This window comes from Hyphomonas sp. ske169, assembly GCF_056850855.1.
On record NZ_CP096146.1, the window covers coordinates 1542753 to 1558229 of the forward strand.

The 15477-nt window shown below is 55.8% G+C and carries 17 protein-coding genes; 9 read left to right on the top strand and 8 right to left on the bottom strand.

The annotated features are described in order from the left end of the window. Positions 1-7: 7 nt before the first annotated feature. A complete protein-coding gene (locus tag MY069_RS07380; RefSeq protein ID WP_482796428.1) occupies positions 8-493 on the bottom strand; it encodes a hypothetical protein in 486 nt (161 codons plus the stop codon). A 91-nt stretch (positions 494-584) separates the two neighbouring features. On the opposite strand from MY069_RS07380, the gene MY069_RS07385 reads away from it, so the two are divergent. Both MY069_RS07385 and MY069_RS07390 read left to right on the top strand, forming a co-directional pair. Next, the gene (locus MY069_RS07385) at positions 585-1022 is read left to right on the top strand and encodes an Rrf2 family transcriptional regulator (protein ID WP_482796429.1); all 438 of its coding nucleotides are present in this window, start codon (positions 585-587) and stop codon (positions 1020-1022) included. Continuing rightward, complete coding sequence (locus tag MY069_RS07390; RefSeq protein ID WP_482796430.1) at positions 1019-1465, top strand: group III truncated hemoglobin; 447 nt, start codon at positions 1019-1021, stop codon at positions 1463-1465. The genes MY069_RS07385 and MY069_RS07390 overlap by 4 nt, the downstream gene beginning before the upstream one ends. Before the next feature lie 345 nt (positions 1466-1810). Here MY069_RS07390 and MY069_RS07395 read toward each other — a convergent pair whose 3' ends face one another. From MY069_RS07395 to MY069_RS07420, 6 genes are all read right to left on the bottom strand, one after another. After that, positions 1811-2302: a GNAT family N-acetyltransferase gene (locus MY069_RS07395; RefSeq protein ID WP_482796431.1), complete on the bottom strand. Its 492-nt coding sequence runs from the start codon at positions 2300-2302 to the stop codon at positions 1811-1813. A 46-nt stretch (positions 2303-2348) separates the two neighbouring features. Then, the gene (locus tag MY069_RS07400) at positions 2349-3299 is read right to left on the bottom strand and encodes an alpha/beta fold hydrolase (RefSeq protein ID WP_482796432.1); all 951 of its coding nucleotides are present in this window, start codon (positions 3297-3299) and stop codon (positions 2349-2351) included. Position 3300: 1 nt separating this feature from the next. Next, a complete protein-coding gene (locus MY069_RS07405) occupies positions 3301-3735 on the bottom strand; it encodes a PaaI family thioesterase (RefSeq protein WP_482796433.1) in 435 nt (144 codons plus the stop codon). Positions 3736-3774: 39 nt separating this feature from the next. Further along, the gene (locus MY069_RS07410) at positions 3775-4461 is read right to left on the bottom strand and encodes a CPBP family intramembrane glutamic endopeptidase (RefSeq protein WP_482796434.1); all 687 of its coding nucleotides are present in this window, start codon (positions 4459-4461) and stop codon (positions 3775-3777) included. A 112-nt stretch (positions 4462-4573) separates the two neighbouring features. Continuing rightward, the gene (locus MY069_RS07415; RefSeq protein WP_482796435.1) at positions 4574-5206 is read right to left on the bottom strand and encodes an MlaC/ttg2D family ABC transporter substrate-binding protein; all 633 of its coding nucleotides are present in this window, start codon (positions 5204-5206) and stop codon (positions 4574-4576) included. A 3-nt stretch (positions 5207-5209) separates the two neighbouring features. Further along, positions 5210-5983, bottom strand: coding sequence for an MlaA family lipoprotein (locus MY069_RS07420; protein ID WP_482796436.1), 774 nt, complete (start codon positions 5981-5983; stop codon positions 5210-5212). A 167-nt stretch (positions 5984-6150) separates the two neighbouring features. Here MY069_RS07420 and MY069_RS07425 point away from each other — a divergent pair, with 167 nt between their 5' ends. The 7 genes from MY069_RS07425 (at position 6151) to MY069_RS07455 (ending at position 13093) form a co-directional block, all read left to right on the top strand. Next, positions 6151-7128, top strand: a complete 978-nt coding sequence (locus MY069_RS07425; RefSeq protein ID WP_482796437.1) for an ArsR/SmtB family transcription factor — start codon at positions 6151-6153, stop codon at positions 7126-7128. Further along, entirely contained in the window at positions 7125-8036 is a 912-nt protein-coding gene (metF, locus tag MY069_RS07430; protein ID WP_482796438.1) for a methylenetetrahydrofolate reductase [NAD(P)H], read from the top strand. The genes MY069_RS07425 and metF overlap by 4 nt, the downstream gene beginning before the upstream one ends. After that, entirely contained in the window at positions 8033-9109 is a 1077-nt protein-coding gene (locus MY069_RS07435) for a homocysteine S-methyltransferase family protein (RefSeq protein WP_482796439.1), read from the top strand. The genes metF and MY069_RS07435 overlap by 4 nt, the downstream gene beginning before the upstream one ends. A gap of 29 nt (positions 9110-9138) precedes the next feature. After that, positions 9139-9693 (top strand): pyridoxamine 5'-phosphate oxidase family protein, encoded by a 555-nt coding sequence (locus MY069_RS07440; RefSeq protein ID WP_482796440.1) that lies wholly within the window; start codon positions 9139-9141, stop codon positions 9691-9693. Then, entirely contained in the window at positions 9690-10043 is a 354-nt protein-coding gene (locus tag MY069_RS07445) for a DUF1428 domain-containing protein (RefSeq protein WP_482796441.1), read from the top strand. Before MY069_RS07440 ends, MY069_RS07445 begins: the two co-directional genes overlap by 4 nt. Positions 10044-10127: 84 nt before the next feature. Further along, positions 10128-12710 carry a methionine synthase gene (gene metH / locus MY069_RS07450; RefSeq protein ID WP_482796691.1) on the top strand — a complete coding sequence of 861 codons (2583 nt, stop codon included), beginning with the start codon at positions 10128-10130 and terminating at the stop codon, positions 12708-12710. After that, positions 12707-13093 (top strand): VOC family protein, encoded by a 387-nt coding sequence (locus MY069_RS07455; RefSeq protein WP_482796442.1) that lies wholly within the window; start codon positions 12707-12709, stop codon positions 13091-13093. Before metH ends, MY069_RS07455 begins: the two co-directional genes overlap by 4 nt. 50 nt (positions 13094-13143) lie before the next feature. On the opposite strand, the gene katG is transcribed toward MY069_RS07455, so the two are convergent. Continuing rightward, positions 13144-15339, bottom strand: coding sequence for a catalase/peroxidase HPI (katG, locus tag MY069_RS07460; protein ID WP_482796443.1), 2196 nt, complete (start codon positions 15337-15339; stop codon positions 13144-13146). Positions 15340-15477 lie beyond the last annotated feature (138 nt).

A 15477-nucleotide genomic window follows, 5' to 3' on the forward strand; every position in this document is an offset into this window, starting at 1 on the left:
GAGCGCTCTATCTAACGGATACGATAATTACCCCAATCAGGGCGCATCCCGTCAGAACCAGTCCAGGTACTAAGCAAATCTGCATGACCACCTCTCGGCCGGTGATTTGCCCCGTAAATGTATCAAATGGCTTGTTGAGGAATGAATCGAAGCCCTGTCGTGTCTTCGTGCGGTCAGGTGTGACCCGCACCAAAGCTGCGACCGTGCCGAAATACATCGCAAAATAGACCGCGCAGATGGCAATCATGAAAACCGTATCGGCTTGTGCCGCGAACACCATGTAGAAGACGCCGAGAATACCAAAGAAAAGGCCACCGAGGATTTGATAGACCCGGGGGTGTACCGATGTGTTGACGCCATTGGCATCCGGCTCCGGATGATCGGGAAACGGCATTCCGGTTTGAGTTTCCGGTTTGGACACAAGCGTTACCTGTGCGGCATCTGGGGCTTCATAAAGGGCATCCAGAACGGGCGTTTCGACATGTGACAGCATGGTTTTCTCATTTGATGCATATAATGTACATGTATAAGTATTGCGTCTTTCCTAAAAAGCAATATATGAAATGCATGTTTGGAGATTGCCGATGAGATTAACAGCTCACACAGACTATGCCTTGCGGATGATCATGCATTTAGCGGTTTGCAAGGATGACCTGGTCACGATCGCAGACGTCTCGGAAAAGTATGATCTTTCGAAAAACCATCTCATGAAAGTCGCCAATCAATTGAGCCGATTGGGGTATGTGACCGCCGTCCGCGGCCGCAATGGCGGGCTCCGTCTCGCCCGCCCTGCCGATAGGATTTCCGTCGGCGCAATGGTCCGCGACCTAGAAGGACACACGGTCTTGGTTGAATGTTTCGCCGCTGAGACCAATCAGTGTTTGATCACGCCAGCCTGCAAGCTGAAGTCGATCCTGCATCAATCTGTAGAGGCTTTCTACAGTGTCTTGGATGAGTATTCTGTAGCGGACCTCGTTCAGAAAAACCTGTTGCTACATGAACTGATAAAAGGTGCCGCATGACTGCGACGAGAATCAGAAGCGCGCACGAGCGACGTCAGGAAATCCAAGCGAGGGCGGCGGCGCTGGGCATAGATGAAGCATTCATCGATCATATGGTTGAAGTCTTTTATCAGCGCGTTCGAGCACACACTTTGCTCGGACCGATCTTCGAAGAGCAGATCGCTGGTAATTGGGACCCTCATTTGGCGACTATGAAAGCATTTTGGGCATCGGTCGCCATGAATACGGGGCAGTATTCCGGAAAGCCAGTGCCGGCACATCGCAAAATATCAGGGGTTGAACCTGGGCACTTTGATATTTGGCTTGGCTTGTTTGAAGCCACCCTGAATGAGCTGACGTCCAATCGTGCTTGTGTCGATTATTTCATGGAGCGCGCCGAACGAATTGCCCGTAGCCTAAAGCTTGCCATTTTTGGGATCCCGGCACTCGGCGCGCCAGCGTGAACGTGTTGGAGCAATGATAATGAATGAGCGTGGCTAAGTGATGGGTGTTGGATGCGAACCTCTAACGCGAAGCGACGCACAAGGGGCGTAATGCGTCATCCTCGACCGCGAAGCGGTCTGAGGATCCATCTTCGGCTAGTGCGTCGTGGCGAGCGTGTCAGTGATGGACCCTCAGACAGCCTTCGGCTGTCGAGGGGGACGCGTGGGGTCGGGATATCCCATTTCAGCCTCATCCTGAGCGAAGTCGAAGGACGAGGCGGGCTCACTGCAAAGTTCCGAGAAGCACGGCCCTATCTCCTTCGACGTCGCTCAGGATGAGGGCCTGATGGGGCTAAGTTTTCCCCCTTATAGCGCGCTGAGCGGACCGAGCAGTGCGTCCGTATCCCCTGCCAGTCCGAGCACCATGACGCGGCTCATGTCTTGCGGGCCGGGGAAGGTGAAACGGTCTGGGGCGACCACTTCAAACCCTAGTTCGCCAAAATAGGTGGGCGAGCCGATAATGATCGCGCTGCCCCAGCCGGCTTTTGTGGCCGCTTCGAGCGCTTCGCCGGTGATGGTCAGGCCGAGCCTTTGGCCTTGGAAATCTGGCGATACGGCGACGGGTCCAATGAATAGGGATGGCGTGCGGGCCGCACCAACAAAGATCGGCCAGACGCGGCAGACCCCGATCACTTTACCGTTTGACACCGCCACCCGGGTCACCTCCGGCAGGGAGGCATTGCATTCTCGCAAACGCTCAGCGGTTTTCGCAAAATGCCCCGGTCCAAAGGTGCGATCATACAGCGCTTCAATCTGAGCGGCATGCAGGCTTGGAGTCTCGGGAATGATTTCAATCATGGCGCGCGGTGTTTAACCGGGCCGGGCTGAAAGGCAACGCCTAAGTTTAATAATTCCAGCGATTTAGCTGATCCTTGATCGCCTCAATGAAAGCCAAAGGCTGGTCCAGCATGACATGGTGCTGAGCATCCGGGATCGAGACCATGTCCATGCCCTCGCGCAGCGAGCGCATATAATCCCAAATCCGATCGGTCACCAAAACCGAGTCTGCGCCGCGCATCATTGCTACGCGGCAGGAAATCCCATCGAGCATATTCGTCGACATTTTGCTGAACTCGAAATTGAAGAAGATTTGCGGATCGAACTTCCAAATCCAGCCGGTTTGTCCGGCCTCATTGGTGGTTTGTTTAAGGCTATGTCGAGCGATATAGTCAGCGATATAGTGGTTTTCGCAAGGTTGCGGCGGCGCGAGCCTGAACCGCGCCAAAGCCGCTTCAAGGTTGGCATAGGCGCGATTGCCGCGCGCGCGGCGGGGCGGACCCTCCCATTCGTCTTCGGGAGGTCGCAAGCCGCTATCCACAATCACCACCCCAGCGAACTTGTCAGAGTGTTTCTGGGCTGTGTGCAGGGTGATGAAACCGCCAAAGGAATGCGCCACGATGACTGGCTTTTGGCCACCTTCAAAAAGGCCGGTATGCTCACACACTGCCATTTGTTCGTCGGCGAAGCGTTCGAAACTGTATTTGTCGCGCCAATCGCTATCGCCCATGCCGGAAAAGCTCGGCGCGATGACGCGATATTGGCTGGCGAGCGCTGGCGCGATAAAGTCGAACCAATGCGCATGCGCGCCATTGCCATGCGACAGCATTAGGCCAGGCAGGCTCGGATCGCCCCAAGCCTGATAGCGCACTTTGACGCCGCCGGTCTCGACAAACCCCTCTTCATAGGGCGTTTCAACCGCTTCATTGAACCATGCTGGGGCTTCGGGTTTTGCCCCGCGATAGCGCGCTAAGAGGTTTGCCTCTTCCGGGCTCATTTCTTTGAAATCATCCGCCATATTAGGTTCGTTTCTCGATTATTTTGAAAATGCCAGAGCCGGTCATCAGCGTTTTGTCACCGCTCCAGATGCGGCCCTCGACCGTGTAGATATTGTCGACCACAGACAGCACTTCTCCACGGCCCTCAATCCAAGAGCCATGCTTGGCGCCAGACAGAAAATCGCAGACCAGGCGGATCGTAACCCACCAAGTGTCTTCGTCTTTCTCAACGGCAGATCCCCATGCCATGTCGGCAAAAGTCATCAACATGCCGCCATGCGCATTCATCATGCCATTGGTGTGATGCTCGCCGACCCGAAAGGCGCGCGTAAACCCGGTCTCATCCCGTTTCTCGAAAAGCGGCCCAACTTGGCGCCCAAACCCTCGATGCCATGGCAGAGGAACGTAACCGGGAGGAATATCGTATATTTGTTCTTTGGTGAGATCGTCGCTCATGGCGGTCACATGACGCTTCAATCGGGTTCAGACAACCCCTCACGTTGGGGGATTGGTGGTGATCCAGGTCAAGAATAAGACCGTCGCATTCGCTGTCATATGGGCGATGATTGGTACGATCACGGTGCCGCTAAGCAAACGAAGCACAGCAAAGCCAACGCCGCTGAGAAACACCACAAACATGGCCGCCGGCGAGTATTGCAGATGACTAAAGGCAAAGGCGAAACTCGACAGCACAATCGCAGCGGCCGGGCTCAAACCGCGGGCGATAATCGCTCCAAATGCCACCCCGCGAAACGCCACTTCTTCGACAACTGGCGCCATGATCACGGCGACAAAAATATAAGCCAGAGACCAATTTTGCGGGGCGAAAATTGCTTCATTCACGTCGCTGCGATATTGCCACCCCGCCTCGCTCATGAAGCTGCCCACCAGCAAGCTCGGAATGATCAGGATTAGCGGTCCCAAGATCGCGCCGACCAAGAACCAAGACGGTTCGGCACGCATGTCTCCGGCAAATGGGCCAGCACCGATCGCACTCGACCAGAAACTCATTGCCGCGAACCAAAGCGCCATCGCCACACAGGAAACCAGCCACAAAGCGTGATAGGCGCCGATTTCTTCCAGCGATCCGGGCGTAAAATTGGGCACGAGTTGAAGCGCCAGCATGGCAGCGCCGGTGAGGAATAGAACCGGCGCCAAGATCGCCCAGAAAAAGGCCATCATGGGTTCACGCCCAAGCGCGAGTGGCGTTCTATGAGACCCTAGCATGGATTCGGCTTAAGGCCGTGCGCCCGGACAGACAAGCTCAGACTGTGCCGCTATTGGACCCGCGCGATTAACTCGCGTCCGCAGGACGCATCGCGACCAATTCGTCCGTCATACTGTTGATCTTATTGATCAAGGCGTCAGACGAGCCATTGTTTTGATCCAAAATCGACAGGAATTGCGCTTGCTGTTCAATCGCCAGCCAAATCAGATTGCCTTCGGCATTCAGAGCGACATCAACGACTTGATATTTACCTCCGCGATTGAGGACCCGCCAGCGCACTTCAAGTTCCTGGCCATCAGCACGGACAATCTCGGTGTCAACAATCGAGTCGCGCGCATTGCGATCCGTCGAGCCGACAACTTTAACGTCTCGGCCGCGATACTCGTTGAAGTAAAACTCGTACACCGCCAGCGCATATTCACGGAAGGTCGTTAAATACGCTTCCATTTCTTCGTCTGAAAAGCGCTTGGCATATTTGCCGATCACAAATTTTGCGACTGCATCGAGATTGGCAAACTCATCCATATAAGTCTGGAACTGCGCCCGACGTTCATCCGCCGTCAGGCCCGGTGAATTGAGTGAGGCCAAAACATCATTGGCATTGGTGCGGACATATTCTTCTGTCTTTGCGTCAGCAAAAGCTGGCAGCGCCGAAACGGCTAGCATAGTCGCTGAAAGGATCCATTTCCGAGAGATCATAATCTATTCCTCCGACTCGAAATCTTCATCATCGCCGAAATCATAAGCATCGAAATCGGGCAAATCTTTGAACGGGTCTTCTTGCTCTCGACCGTCGCGGATCGCGGCGGCTCTTTGTTGTGTATAATTGCGGCGGAGCGCCACATAAGGTTCTGGTTGATCGCGTAAGACGTCCACAGCTTCGATGGCGTTTTCGCGCACCGATACAACCGTGGCCACCTGTCGCCCGATCCGAACTTCAGTATCGCCATCAAATTGGGCATAATTGAGGGGATCGAACGCCATATCGACGCCAAAACCTACTGTGTCGCGTAGGTTCGAAGCGCCAAGCAAAGGCAGCACCAGATACGGTCCGTTCGGAACGCCCCAAGTGCCCAGCGTTTGGCCAAAGTCCTCACGGTGTTGAGGCACGTCTAGAGGGGTCGCAGCATCAAATATTCCGCCAATGCCAACCGTTGTATTCACAAAGAACCGGACCGCGGTATCGAGCGAGGCGCCAGGCTTGCCCTGTAAAACAGTGTTCGCGAAGACGACCGGCTGGTTCAAATTCGTCAAAAAGTTGGAAACGCCATCTCGAACGGGTTCATTTGTGACGGCGCGATAGCCTTTCGCCACCGGCTCCAAAACTGCCCGGTCGACGCCATCATTGAACGCGTAAACACCGCGGTTCCAGCCCTCGAGAGGGTCATATACTGCCGTAGCAGACGCATCCTCGCTTGTGGTTGCGCAAGCTGAAAGCGCCATTACCGATCCTGTCAGTGCGAGAGCTAGTCTCATCGTATCCGGTCCTTCTTATCGGCGGACGATATGAGGGCGCCTATGCCTGAAATCAAATAAACCTAATGTGAATATTCAGACATACAGCAAAAGTGTGGCGTGCGAAACACATCCCGATTGCGTAAATCGCCTCTTGCAAAACATATAAATGATCGTTTATATGATTTATGTCCATTTCGACCGACACGCTTGTAGACGCCTTGAAGGCCGCTGGAGAACCCACGCGTTTGCGTATTCTGGCGCTTTTGCGACGCGGCGATTTGGCGGTCGGCGAATTGGTTCAAATCTTAGAGCAAAGCCAGCCGCGCCTGTCGCATCACTTAAAAACTCTGGCGACGGCGGGCTTGGTTGAGCGGCTGCCTGAAGGGTCTTGGGTGTTCTATCGCGCACGCTCGAAAGCTTGGGCGGGCCGCGTGTTGAACGCGCTGTTTGACGAAATCGACCTGACCTCGGAACCCTATCAAAGTGATGCGCTGGCCTTGCAGACCGTGCGCCGCGATCGCGCCTCGTCTGCCGAGGCTTATTTTTCCGAAATCGCGGAAGACTGGGACAGCTTGCGCGCGCTCTACTATCCTGAAGACGCCATCGAACAAGCGATCTTGGACCAGGTGGCAGGGCAAAGTTTTGAACGCGTCATCGATCTCGGGACTGGCACGGGCCGCATGCTGTCTTTGCTGGCGAGCCAAGCCCAGGAAGCCGAAGGCCTCGATCTCTCCCATCACATGTTGACAGTGGCGCGCGCCAATCTCAACCGCGCCGAAATCCGCAATGCGCGCGTTCGGCAGGGCGATGTCACCGCGACCCCGTTTGAAACCGCCAGCGCGGACTTGGTCTTGGTGCACCAAGTGCTCCACTATTTAGAATCACCAGACGCCTTGCTCAGCGAAGCGGCCCGGATTCTTCGTCCCGGCGGACGCCTTCTAGTGATCGATTTTGCCCCGCATGATCTTGAATTCTTGCGTGAAACCCAAGGTCATCGCCGCCTTGGCATTCGTGAAGAAGATATGTCTGGATGGGCCGATGCTGCCGGACTGGCTCTAGAAACCCCGCTCCGTTTCGACCCCCCTGCCTCCCTTGATCAAGGCCTGAGCGTTCTCATCTGGAACGCCGCTCGGCCTGCCAATCAACAAGAAGTTGCCGCTTGAATACGCTCGCTGTCGCCGCCCAACAAACCACCCCTGCTCCGGATGTCTCGTTCGAGTTCTTCCCGCCGAAGACCGACAAAATGGAGGCCAAGCTCTGGGAATCTGTGGCGCGCCTCTCTCCAATGGCGCCGAAATTTGTGTCGGTCACCTATGGCGCGGGCGGCTCGACCCGCGACCGCACCCAAAAGACGGTTGCTAAGATCGCCCAGGACACGCCGCTTGCCCCGGCCGCGCACCTGACGTGTGTCGGCGCAACCAAACAAGACGTTCTGAAAGTCGCGGAAGACTTTTGGGCCGCCGGTGTTCGTCATCTGGTTGCGCTTCGCGGTGATCCGCCAAGCGGCATGGGCGAACAGTTTGAGCAGTATCCTGGTGGCTATCGCGACAGTGTTGATCTGATCCAAGGCATTCGCGAGCACGATATCGCGCCGGACGCCCGGTTCGAGATCAGCGTGTCATGCTATCCTGAGCAACACCCGGACAGTCGCGGCTGGGACGAAGACATTGCTTTTTTAAAGGCTAAACAAGATGCGGGCGCCGACCGCGCCATCACGCAATTCTTCTTTGAACCGGATGTCTATTTGTCGTTCCTAGAGCGCGCACGCGCGGGCGGCGTCACCATGCCGATTGTGCCGGGCATTATGCTACAGCCGAATTTCAACGGCCTCGCCCGCATGGCGAAAGTGGTTGAAGCTTCCGTTCCGGATTGGCTGCACAAGCTTTATGAAGGCACCGAAGACGACCCGGAAACACGAGAGCTGATCACGGCAAACGTTGCGGTTGAGCTCTGCCACAAACTCTCCGAGCAAGGCGTGAACGACTTTCATTTCTATACGCTCAACCGAGCGAACTTGGCGCTGTCGACCTGCCGCCTGCTTGGCCTGAAACCGAAAGCCCAATCCCTATGACCGACCGTAAAACCCGTATCGATCAACTCTACGCCGCTGCCAATGAGCGTATTCTACTTCTGGATGGGTCCTGGGGCGTGATGTTCCAGCGCATGGGACTGGAAGAAGCTGACTATCGCGGCGACCGTTTCGACGCCAGCACGTATCCCGGCCAAATGAAGGGCAATAATGATATTCTCTGCCTCACGCGGCCAGAGCGCGTGACCGAGCTGCATAATGCTTATTATGCAGCGGGCGCAGATATTTCCGAGACCAACACGTTCTCAGCAACGACGATTGCGCAGGATGATTATGCGCTCGACGTACAATCTGTGATCGACATCAATTTCGAAGGCGCCAAACTGGCCCGTGCTGCGGCTGATGCGTGGACAGAGAAAGAGCCGCACAAACCGCGCTTCGCAGCAGGCTCGATTGGTCCACTGAATAAGATGCTGTCGATGAGCTCAGACGTGAATGATCCAGGCGCGCGTGAAGTGACCTTTGATCAAGTCTACCAAGCCTATCGCGAACAGATCAAAGCACTCAACGAAGGCGGTGTGCATCTCTATTTGATCGAGACGATTACTGACACGCTGAACTGCAAAGCTGCGATCAAAGCGATTATGGATCTCGAAGCTGAAGGGCTGGAGAAGCTCCCGATTTGGATTTCCGGCACAATTACTGATCGCTCAGGCCGTACCCTATCAGGCCAAACGGTTGAAGCGTTCTGGAATTCTGTCCGCCATGCCAAGCCGTTTGCAATTGGTTTTAATTGCGCGCTTGGGGCGGATCTGATGCGCCCGCACATCGCTGCTGTTTCGCGCGTCGCGGACACTTTGGTTGCGGCTTATCCGAATGCTGGCTTGCCCAATGAAATGGGCGAGTATGATGAAGAGCCGCATGAGACAGCGGGCGAAGTTGGCGCCTGGGCACAAGACGGCATCGTCAATATTCTTGGCGGCTGCTGCGGCACAACACCCGAGCACATCACGGCAATTTATGAAGCGATCCAAGGTGTGAAGCCGCGCAATCCAGCGGAGGCAGAAAATACAATGCGCCTGGCTGGCCTCGAACCTTTCGAGCTGGCATCTTAGAGCCCCCAAAGCGCAAGGAGACATGGACTATGAAAGTTTACGACAAGCTTGATGATCGGATCATCAAATTCATCGAGAAGCAAAAGATGTTCTTTGTCGCCTCGGCGCCGCTGTCGGCGGACGGGCATATTAATCTATCTCCAAAGGGTTATGACGCGTTCAAAGTGATTGATGACACGACCGTCGCCTGGCTCGATCTCGGCGGGTCTGGGATCGAAACACAAGCGCATGTCCAAGAGAACGGCCGCATCACCATTATGTTCTGTGCCTTTGAAGGCCCAGCCAATATTTTGCGCCTGTTTGGAACGGGCGAAGTCGTCAATCCGCACCATCCCGAATGGGACGAGATGCTCGGCATGTTCCCAGGGTTTGAGCGCGCGCGCGGGGTGTTCAAAGTTAAACTCAGCCGCATTCAAGATAGCTGCGGCTGGGGCGTGCCCTTCTATGAGTTCAAAGGCGAGCGCGATCAGCTGACCCGCTATGTCGACAATAAATCGACCGAAGAATGGGTGGAAAGCCGCTACGCGAAAAATGCGGAAAGCATTGATGGCCTGAAAGGCCTGGTTCGGGAGGAGAACTTATGACTTATATTGATGGATTTGTCGCCGCGGTGCCGGCGGCCAACAAAGAAGCCTATTTGGAACATGCCCGCGTTACGGGCCCGGTGTTCAAAAAGTATGGCGCCCTGCGCGTGATGGACAATTGGGGCGACGAGGTCCCAGACGGCGAAGTAACCTCATTTCCGATGGCCGTGAAAGCCGAGCCCGGTGAAGTGATCGTCTTTTCCTGGATCGAGTGGCCCTCCAAAGAGGCTCGCGACAAAGGCATGGAACAATGCATGGCCGACCCGGTCTTTAATGACGACACGATGGAGATGCCGTTCGATGGTGCTCGCATGCTAATCGGCAGCTTCGAAACGATCTGGGAACAGTAGTTCGCCACGACCTCAACTGCGAGAACAAGCACAAAAATGACCTCAGCCTCCCAGAACTTCGTCAATATTGGCGAGCGCACAAATGTGACCGGCTCAGCGCGGTTTCGTAAGCTGATCGTCAATGGCGATTACGCGACCGCCGTCGAAGTTGCGCGCCAGCAAGTTGAGAATGGCGCTCAGATCATCGATGTGAACATGGATGAGGGCATGTTGGACGGCGCTGAGGCGATGACCACATTCCTCAACCTGATCGCAGCCGAGCCGGACATTGCCCGCGTACCGGTGATGATTGATAGCTCCAAATGGGAGGTTATCGAGGCTGGCCTGAAATGCGTACAGGGCAAGGCCGTGGTCAACTCAATCTCGATGAAAGAGGGCGAGGACCAGTTCCGCGAACAGGCGCGCAAATGCCTCTCTTATGGCGCTGCCGTCGTGGTCATGGCGTTTGACGAGGTCGGCCAAGCCGACACCGCCCCGCGCAAGATTGAGATCTGCCAACGCGCCTTCAAAATCCTCACGGAAGAAGTTGGCTTCCCAGCCGAAGACATCATTTTCGACCCGAATATTTTCGCCGTCGCCACCGGGATTGAAGAGCACAATAATTACGCCGTCGATTTCATCGAAGCGACCAAAGTGATCCGCGAGACTTGCCCCGGCTGTCATATCTCGGGCGGGCTTTCCAATGTCAGCTTCTCGTTCCGCGGCAACGAGCCGGTCCGCCGGGCGATGCACTCGGTTTTCCTTTACCATGCGATCCCAGCGGGCATGGATATGGGCATCGTTAATGCCGGGCAGCTCGACATCTATGATGAGATTGAGCCGAAGCTGCGCGAGCTGGTCGAAGACGTCATCCTCAACCGCAATGATGAGGGCACCGAAGCCCTTGTCGATTATGCCGAACAGTTCCGCGGCCAGAAAGGCAAGACGGCGGAAAAAGACCTATCCTGGCGCGAGCTGCCCGTGAACAAGCGGCTCGAGCATGCGCTGGTCAATGGCATCACCGAATATATTGACGCCGACACTGAAGAAGCTCGCGCCGCTGCCGCCCGTCCGCTTCACGTCATTGAAGGTCCGTTGATGGACGGCATGAACGTGGTCGGCGACTTGTTCGGCTCGGGCAAAATGTTCTTGCCACAAGTGGTGAAATCGGCGCGCGTTATGAAAGCCGCCGTCGCCTATCTCGACCCCTTCATGCAGGCCGAGAAAGAAGAGCTCGGCACGGTCGATGTCTCAAACGGCAAAGTCTTGATGGCAACCGTCAAAGGCGATGTGCACGATATTGGCAAGAATATCGTGGGCGTCGTGCTTGCCTGTAATGGCTATGAGATTGTCGATATGGGCGTCATGGTGCCGTGCGAGGACATTCTCGCAAAAGCCGAAGAAGAGAAAGTCGATATCATTGGCCTCTCCGGCCTGATCACACCGAGCCTGGACGAGATGGTCTATGTCGCCCGCGAGATGCAGCGCACCGGCATGAAACAGCCCCTGCTGATAGGCGGCGCGACGACCTCGCCGGCGCACACAGCGGTCAAGATTGATCCGGCCCGCGACAATGGCCCGACCATTCACGTGACCGATGCTAGCCGCGCGGTGGGTGTGGTCTCGGCTTTGCTGTCTGACGAAGACCGACCTCTATTCGTTGAGACGGCGCAGGCTAAATATCAGCGCATGCGCGACAGCCGGGCGGGCGGTCCACCAAAACCGCGTCACCCGATCAAGGTCGCCCGGTCTCATGCCCACAAGCTGGAGGCGCCAGCCCCGCAAGCGCCGAGCTTTAAGGGCACGAAGATATTTGAAGAGTTCGACCTCTCTGAACTCGCGCGTTACATCGACTGGACGCCTTATTTTTCGAGCTGGAACCTGGCCGGGCGTTTCCCGCAAATTCTCGAAGACGAGATTGTCGGCGAGGCCGCCCGCGACTTGTGGCGCGACACTGAAAATATGATGCAGCAAATCCTCGGCCAGGATTGGTTCAAGCCTAAAGCTGTGATCGGCTTCTGGGGCGCAGAGCGAGCGGGCGATGACATCAAGCTCGAGACCGGCGACACGTTCCACACGCTGCGCCAGCAAATGGTCAAAGACAATACGCGCGCCAATTTCGCGCTGTCGGACTTTGTTGCCGAAGCCGGCGATCATATTGGCGGCTTTGCCGTCACCTCTGGCCCGGAGGCCGAACAGATCGCGAAAAAGTTCGAAGCCGAAGGCGATGATTATTCTGCCATCATGGTCAAAGCGCTCGCCGACCGGTTCGCCGAAGCCATGGCCGAGTATATGCACGAGCAAGTGCGCAAACATCATTGGGGCTATGCCAGCGATGAAGCGCTCTCAAATGCTGAGCTGATCAAGGAAAGCTATTCCGGCATCCGACCCGCGCCAGGCTATCCTTGCCAGCCGGATCATACCGAGAAAGAGACTTTGTTCCGCCTGTTGGAAGCCGATCGGATCGGCATGGAGCTGACGTCTAGTTTCGCCATGACGCCCGCCGCATCAGTTTCTGGGCTTTATATTGGTCATCCTGAGAGCGTCTATTTCGCCGTTGGCCGGATCGAGCGCGATCAGGTTGAAGACTATGCAAACCGCAAAGGCATGGAGCTGCGCGTCGCGGAACGCTGGCTGGGACCGATCTTGAATTATGATCCGGGCGAGATGGAAGAGGTCGCGGCGTGACGCAAACCATAGCCAGCGTCACACTCATTGTTCCTGACTATGACGCTGGCATTGACTTTTATGTCGGAAAACTTGGTTTCGAACTGATCGAAGATACGGCGCTCAGCACCACTAAACGCTGGGTTCGCGTGGCGCCGAAAGGTGCTGAAACAGCGCTGCTACTCGCGAAAGCTGACGATCCAGCCCAAGACGCCGCTATCGGCCACCAAACCGGTGGCCGCGTGGGCTTCTTTCTGCATACGGACGATTTCGCCCGGGATCACGCTGCGATGCTCGCAACCGGCGTGACCTTTCGCGAAACCCCGCGCCGCGAACCCTATGGCACGGTCGCGGTGTTCGAAGACCCGTTTGGCAATCTCTGGGATTTGATTGAACCCAAATAAAAAGGCGGTCTCCGCGGAGACCGCCTTTTCTATTTCAGGTCGCTTAAAGTCTAGAAGCGATCCAAGTTCATCACCTTGTCCCAGGCCTTGATGAAGTCCCGTGTGAAGCGCTCTTTGGAGTCGCTCTGGGCATAGACTTCAGCAATGCTGCGCAGGATAGAGTTTGAACCGAAGGCCAGGTCTGCGCGGGTGCCGCGATAGACAACCGCCCCGGTTGAGCGGTCTTTGCCTTCAAACACTTCTTCCATTGGGTCAGCTGCACTCCAAGCATATTTCATGTCGAGCAGATTGACGAAGAAGTCATTCGAAAGGGAGCCGACATTGTCTGTGAAGACGCCATCAGACGAGTCATTGGCGTTCGCGCCAAGAACCCGCAGGCCGCCGACCAGAACCGTCATTTCTGGCGCCGATAGCGAGAGGAGCGCGGCTTTGTCGACCAGAAGCGTTTCGGTCGAACGTGGGTCAAGCGTGTCACGATAGTTGCGGAAGCCGTCAACTTTCGGCTCAAGCACGTCGTACGACTCGACATCGGTCATCTCCTGGGTCGCATCCATACGGCCCGGGGTGAATGGAACGCTGGCGCCAGAGGCTTTCTCAATCGCCGCGCAACCGCCAAGGACGATTAGGTCTGCGACTGAGACTTGCGTGCCGCTGGCATTGAAGTCGGCTTGGATCTCTTCGAGCTTCGCGATCACATCAGCAACGCCAGAGGCTTTGTTGATGTCCCAGTCTTTGGCTGGAGCGAGACGGATCCGTGCGCCGTTGGCGCCGCCACGCTTATCAGAGTCGCGGAAGGTCGACGCAGACGCCCAAGCCGTGCTGACCAGCTGTGAAACAGTTAGGCCCGAGCCGAGAATTTTCGCTTTCAGATCAGCAATTTCAGCATCATTGATCACAGGACCTGTGTGGGCTGGGATCGGATCCTGCCAAAGCAGATCTTCTTGCGGCACTTCTGGTCCGACATAGCGGGTTTTTGGACCCATATCGCGGTGGGTCAGCTTGAACCATGCGCGAGCATAGGCGTCAGCGAACTCATCTGGATTGTCCAAGAAGTGCTGAGAGATTTTGCCATATTCAGGGTCGATTTTCATCGCCATGTCAGCAGTCGTCATCATTAGCGGCTGGGTCTTAGATGCATCGTGGGCCATTGGCGCTTCTGGCGCGCCTTGGCCAGCGACCGGCGCCCACTGCACGTGACCGGCCGGGCTTTTGACCTTTTCCCACTCATATTTGAGTAGGTTTTCGAAATAGGTCATATCCCAAGTGTCTGGCGTTGGTGTCCAAGGGCCTTCAAAGCCAGCTGTGGTCGTGTCGTCGCCTTTGCCTGAAGCATAGCCGTTCATCCAACCGAAGCCTTGGTTCTCAATTGGTGCGCCTTCTGGCTCAACCCCAACGTCGCTTTCTGGACCGGCGCCGTGGCCTTTCCCGAATGTGTGACCACCAGCGACCAGCGCGACAGTCTCATAGTCATTCATCGCCATCCGCGCGAAAGTGACGCGAATATCGTGCGCCGCTGCGAGCGGATCTGGAACCGCGTCAGGGCCTTCTGGGTTCACATAGATGAGGCCCATCATCACCGCGCCGAGCGGCGTTTCGAGCTTGTTGGCGTCAGCGTCTGTCGCTTTGTAATCACGCTGGCCAGCATAGCGGCTGTGCTCATTGCCAGAGGCCGCAAGCCAGTCAGCTTCTGGGCCCCAATAAATGTCTTCTTCCGGTTCGAACCAATCGGCGCGACCACCAGAGAAGCCAAACGTCTTCAGACCGCAGGTTTCCATGCCGACATTCGCCGCCAGGATCATCAAGTCGGCCCAAGAGATTTTGTTGCCATACTTTTGCTTGATCGGCCAAAGCAGACGACGCGCTTTGTCGAGATTGCCATTATCCGGCCAGCTGTTCAGAGGCGCGAAACGCTGTGAACCAGAATTGGCGCCGCCGCGACCATCATAGGTGCGGTATGTGCCGGCGCTGTGCCAAGCCATACGGACGAAAAAGCCAGTATAGTTGCCATAGTCAGCTGGCCACCAGTCTTGGCTGTCGGTCACAAGGTCAGCGAGATCTTTTTTCAGCGCGTCATAATCGAGCGACTCAAACGCTTTCGCATAATCGAAATCATCTTCCAGCGGGCTGACTTGCGGCGCATTCTGGTTGAGAATTTTGACGTTCAGCTGCTCTGGCCACCAGCTTTTATTGGCGATGTCGCCGGTTTTAAAACCTTGGCGCATCGGGCATTTCATATCGTCAGCCATGGAATCTCCTATCTCTGTGCTTGATTGTGTTGGGTATGGATACGCAACTATGCCTTCACCCTATCGCGCCCATCCATATTTATCCAATCAATAATAGCGTTACCCCATAAAGGTTTTTCCTATATCGTGTGTCCTTTT

Bases quoted from the DNA above. Each gene is read 5' to 3' on its own strand.
- MY069_RS07380 (WP_482796428.1), bottom strand. From the start codon at position 493: ATGCTGTCACATGTCGAAACGCCCGTTCTGGATGCCCTTTATGAAGCC.
- MY069_RS07385 (WP_482796429.1), top strand. From the start codon at position 585: ATGAGATTAACAGCTCACACAGACTATGCCTTGCGGATGATCATGCAT.
- MY069_RS07390 (WP_482796430.1), top strand. From the start codon at position 1,019: ATGACTGCGACGAGAATCAGAAGCGCGCACGAGCGACGTCAGGAAATC.
- MY069_RS07395 (WP_482796431.1), bottom strand. From the start codon at position 2,302: ATGATTGAAATCATTCCCGAGACTCCAAGCCTGCATGCCGCTCAGATT.
- MY069_RS07400 (WP_482796432.1), bottom strand. From the start codon at position 3,299: ATGGCGGATGATTTCAAAGAAATGAGCCCGGAAGAGGCAAACCTCTTA.
- MY069_RS07405 (WP_482796433.1), bottom strand. From the start codon at position 3,735: ATGAGCGACGATCTCACCAAAGAACAAATATACGATATTCCTCCCGGT.
- MY069_RS07410 (WP_482796434.1), bottom strand. From the start codon at position 4,461: ATGATGGCCTTTTTCTGGGCGATCTTGGCGCCGGTTCTATTCCTCACC.
- MY069_RS07415 (WP_482796435.1), bottom strand. From the start codon at position 5,206: ATGATCTCTCGGAAATGGATCCTTTCAGCGACTATGCTAGCCGTTTCG.
- MY069_RS07420 (WP_482796436.1), bottom strand. From the start codon at position 5,983: ATGAGACTAGCTCTCGCACTGACAGGATCGGTAATGGCGCTTTCAGCT.
- MY069_RS07425 (WP_482796437.1), top strand. From the start codon at position 6,151: ATGTCCATTTCGACCGACACGCTTGTAGACGCCTTGAAGGCCGCTGGA.
- MY069_RS07435 (WP_482796439.1), top strand. From the start codon at position 8,033: ATGACCGACCGTAAAACCCGTATCGATCAACTCTACGCCGCTGCCAAT.
- MY069_RS07440 (WP_482796440.1), top strand. From the start codon at position 9,139: ATGAAAGTTTACGACAAGCTTGATGATCGGATCATCAAATTCATCGAG.
- MY069_RS07445 (WP_482796441.1), top strand. From the start codon at position 9,690: ATGACTTATATTGATGGATTTGTCGCCGCGGTGCCGGCGGCCAACAAA.
- katG (WP_482796443.1), bottom strand. From the start codon at position 15,339: ATGGCTGACGATATGAAATGCCCGATGCGCCAAGGTTTTAAAACCGGC.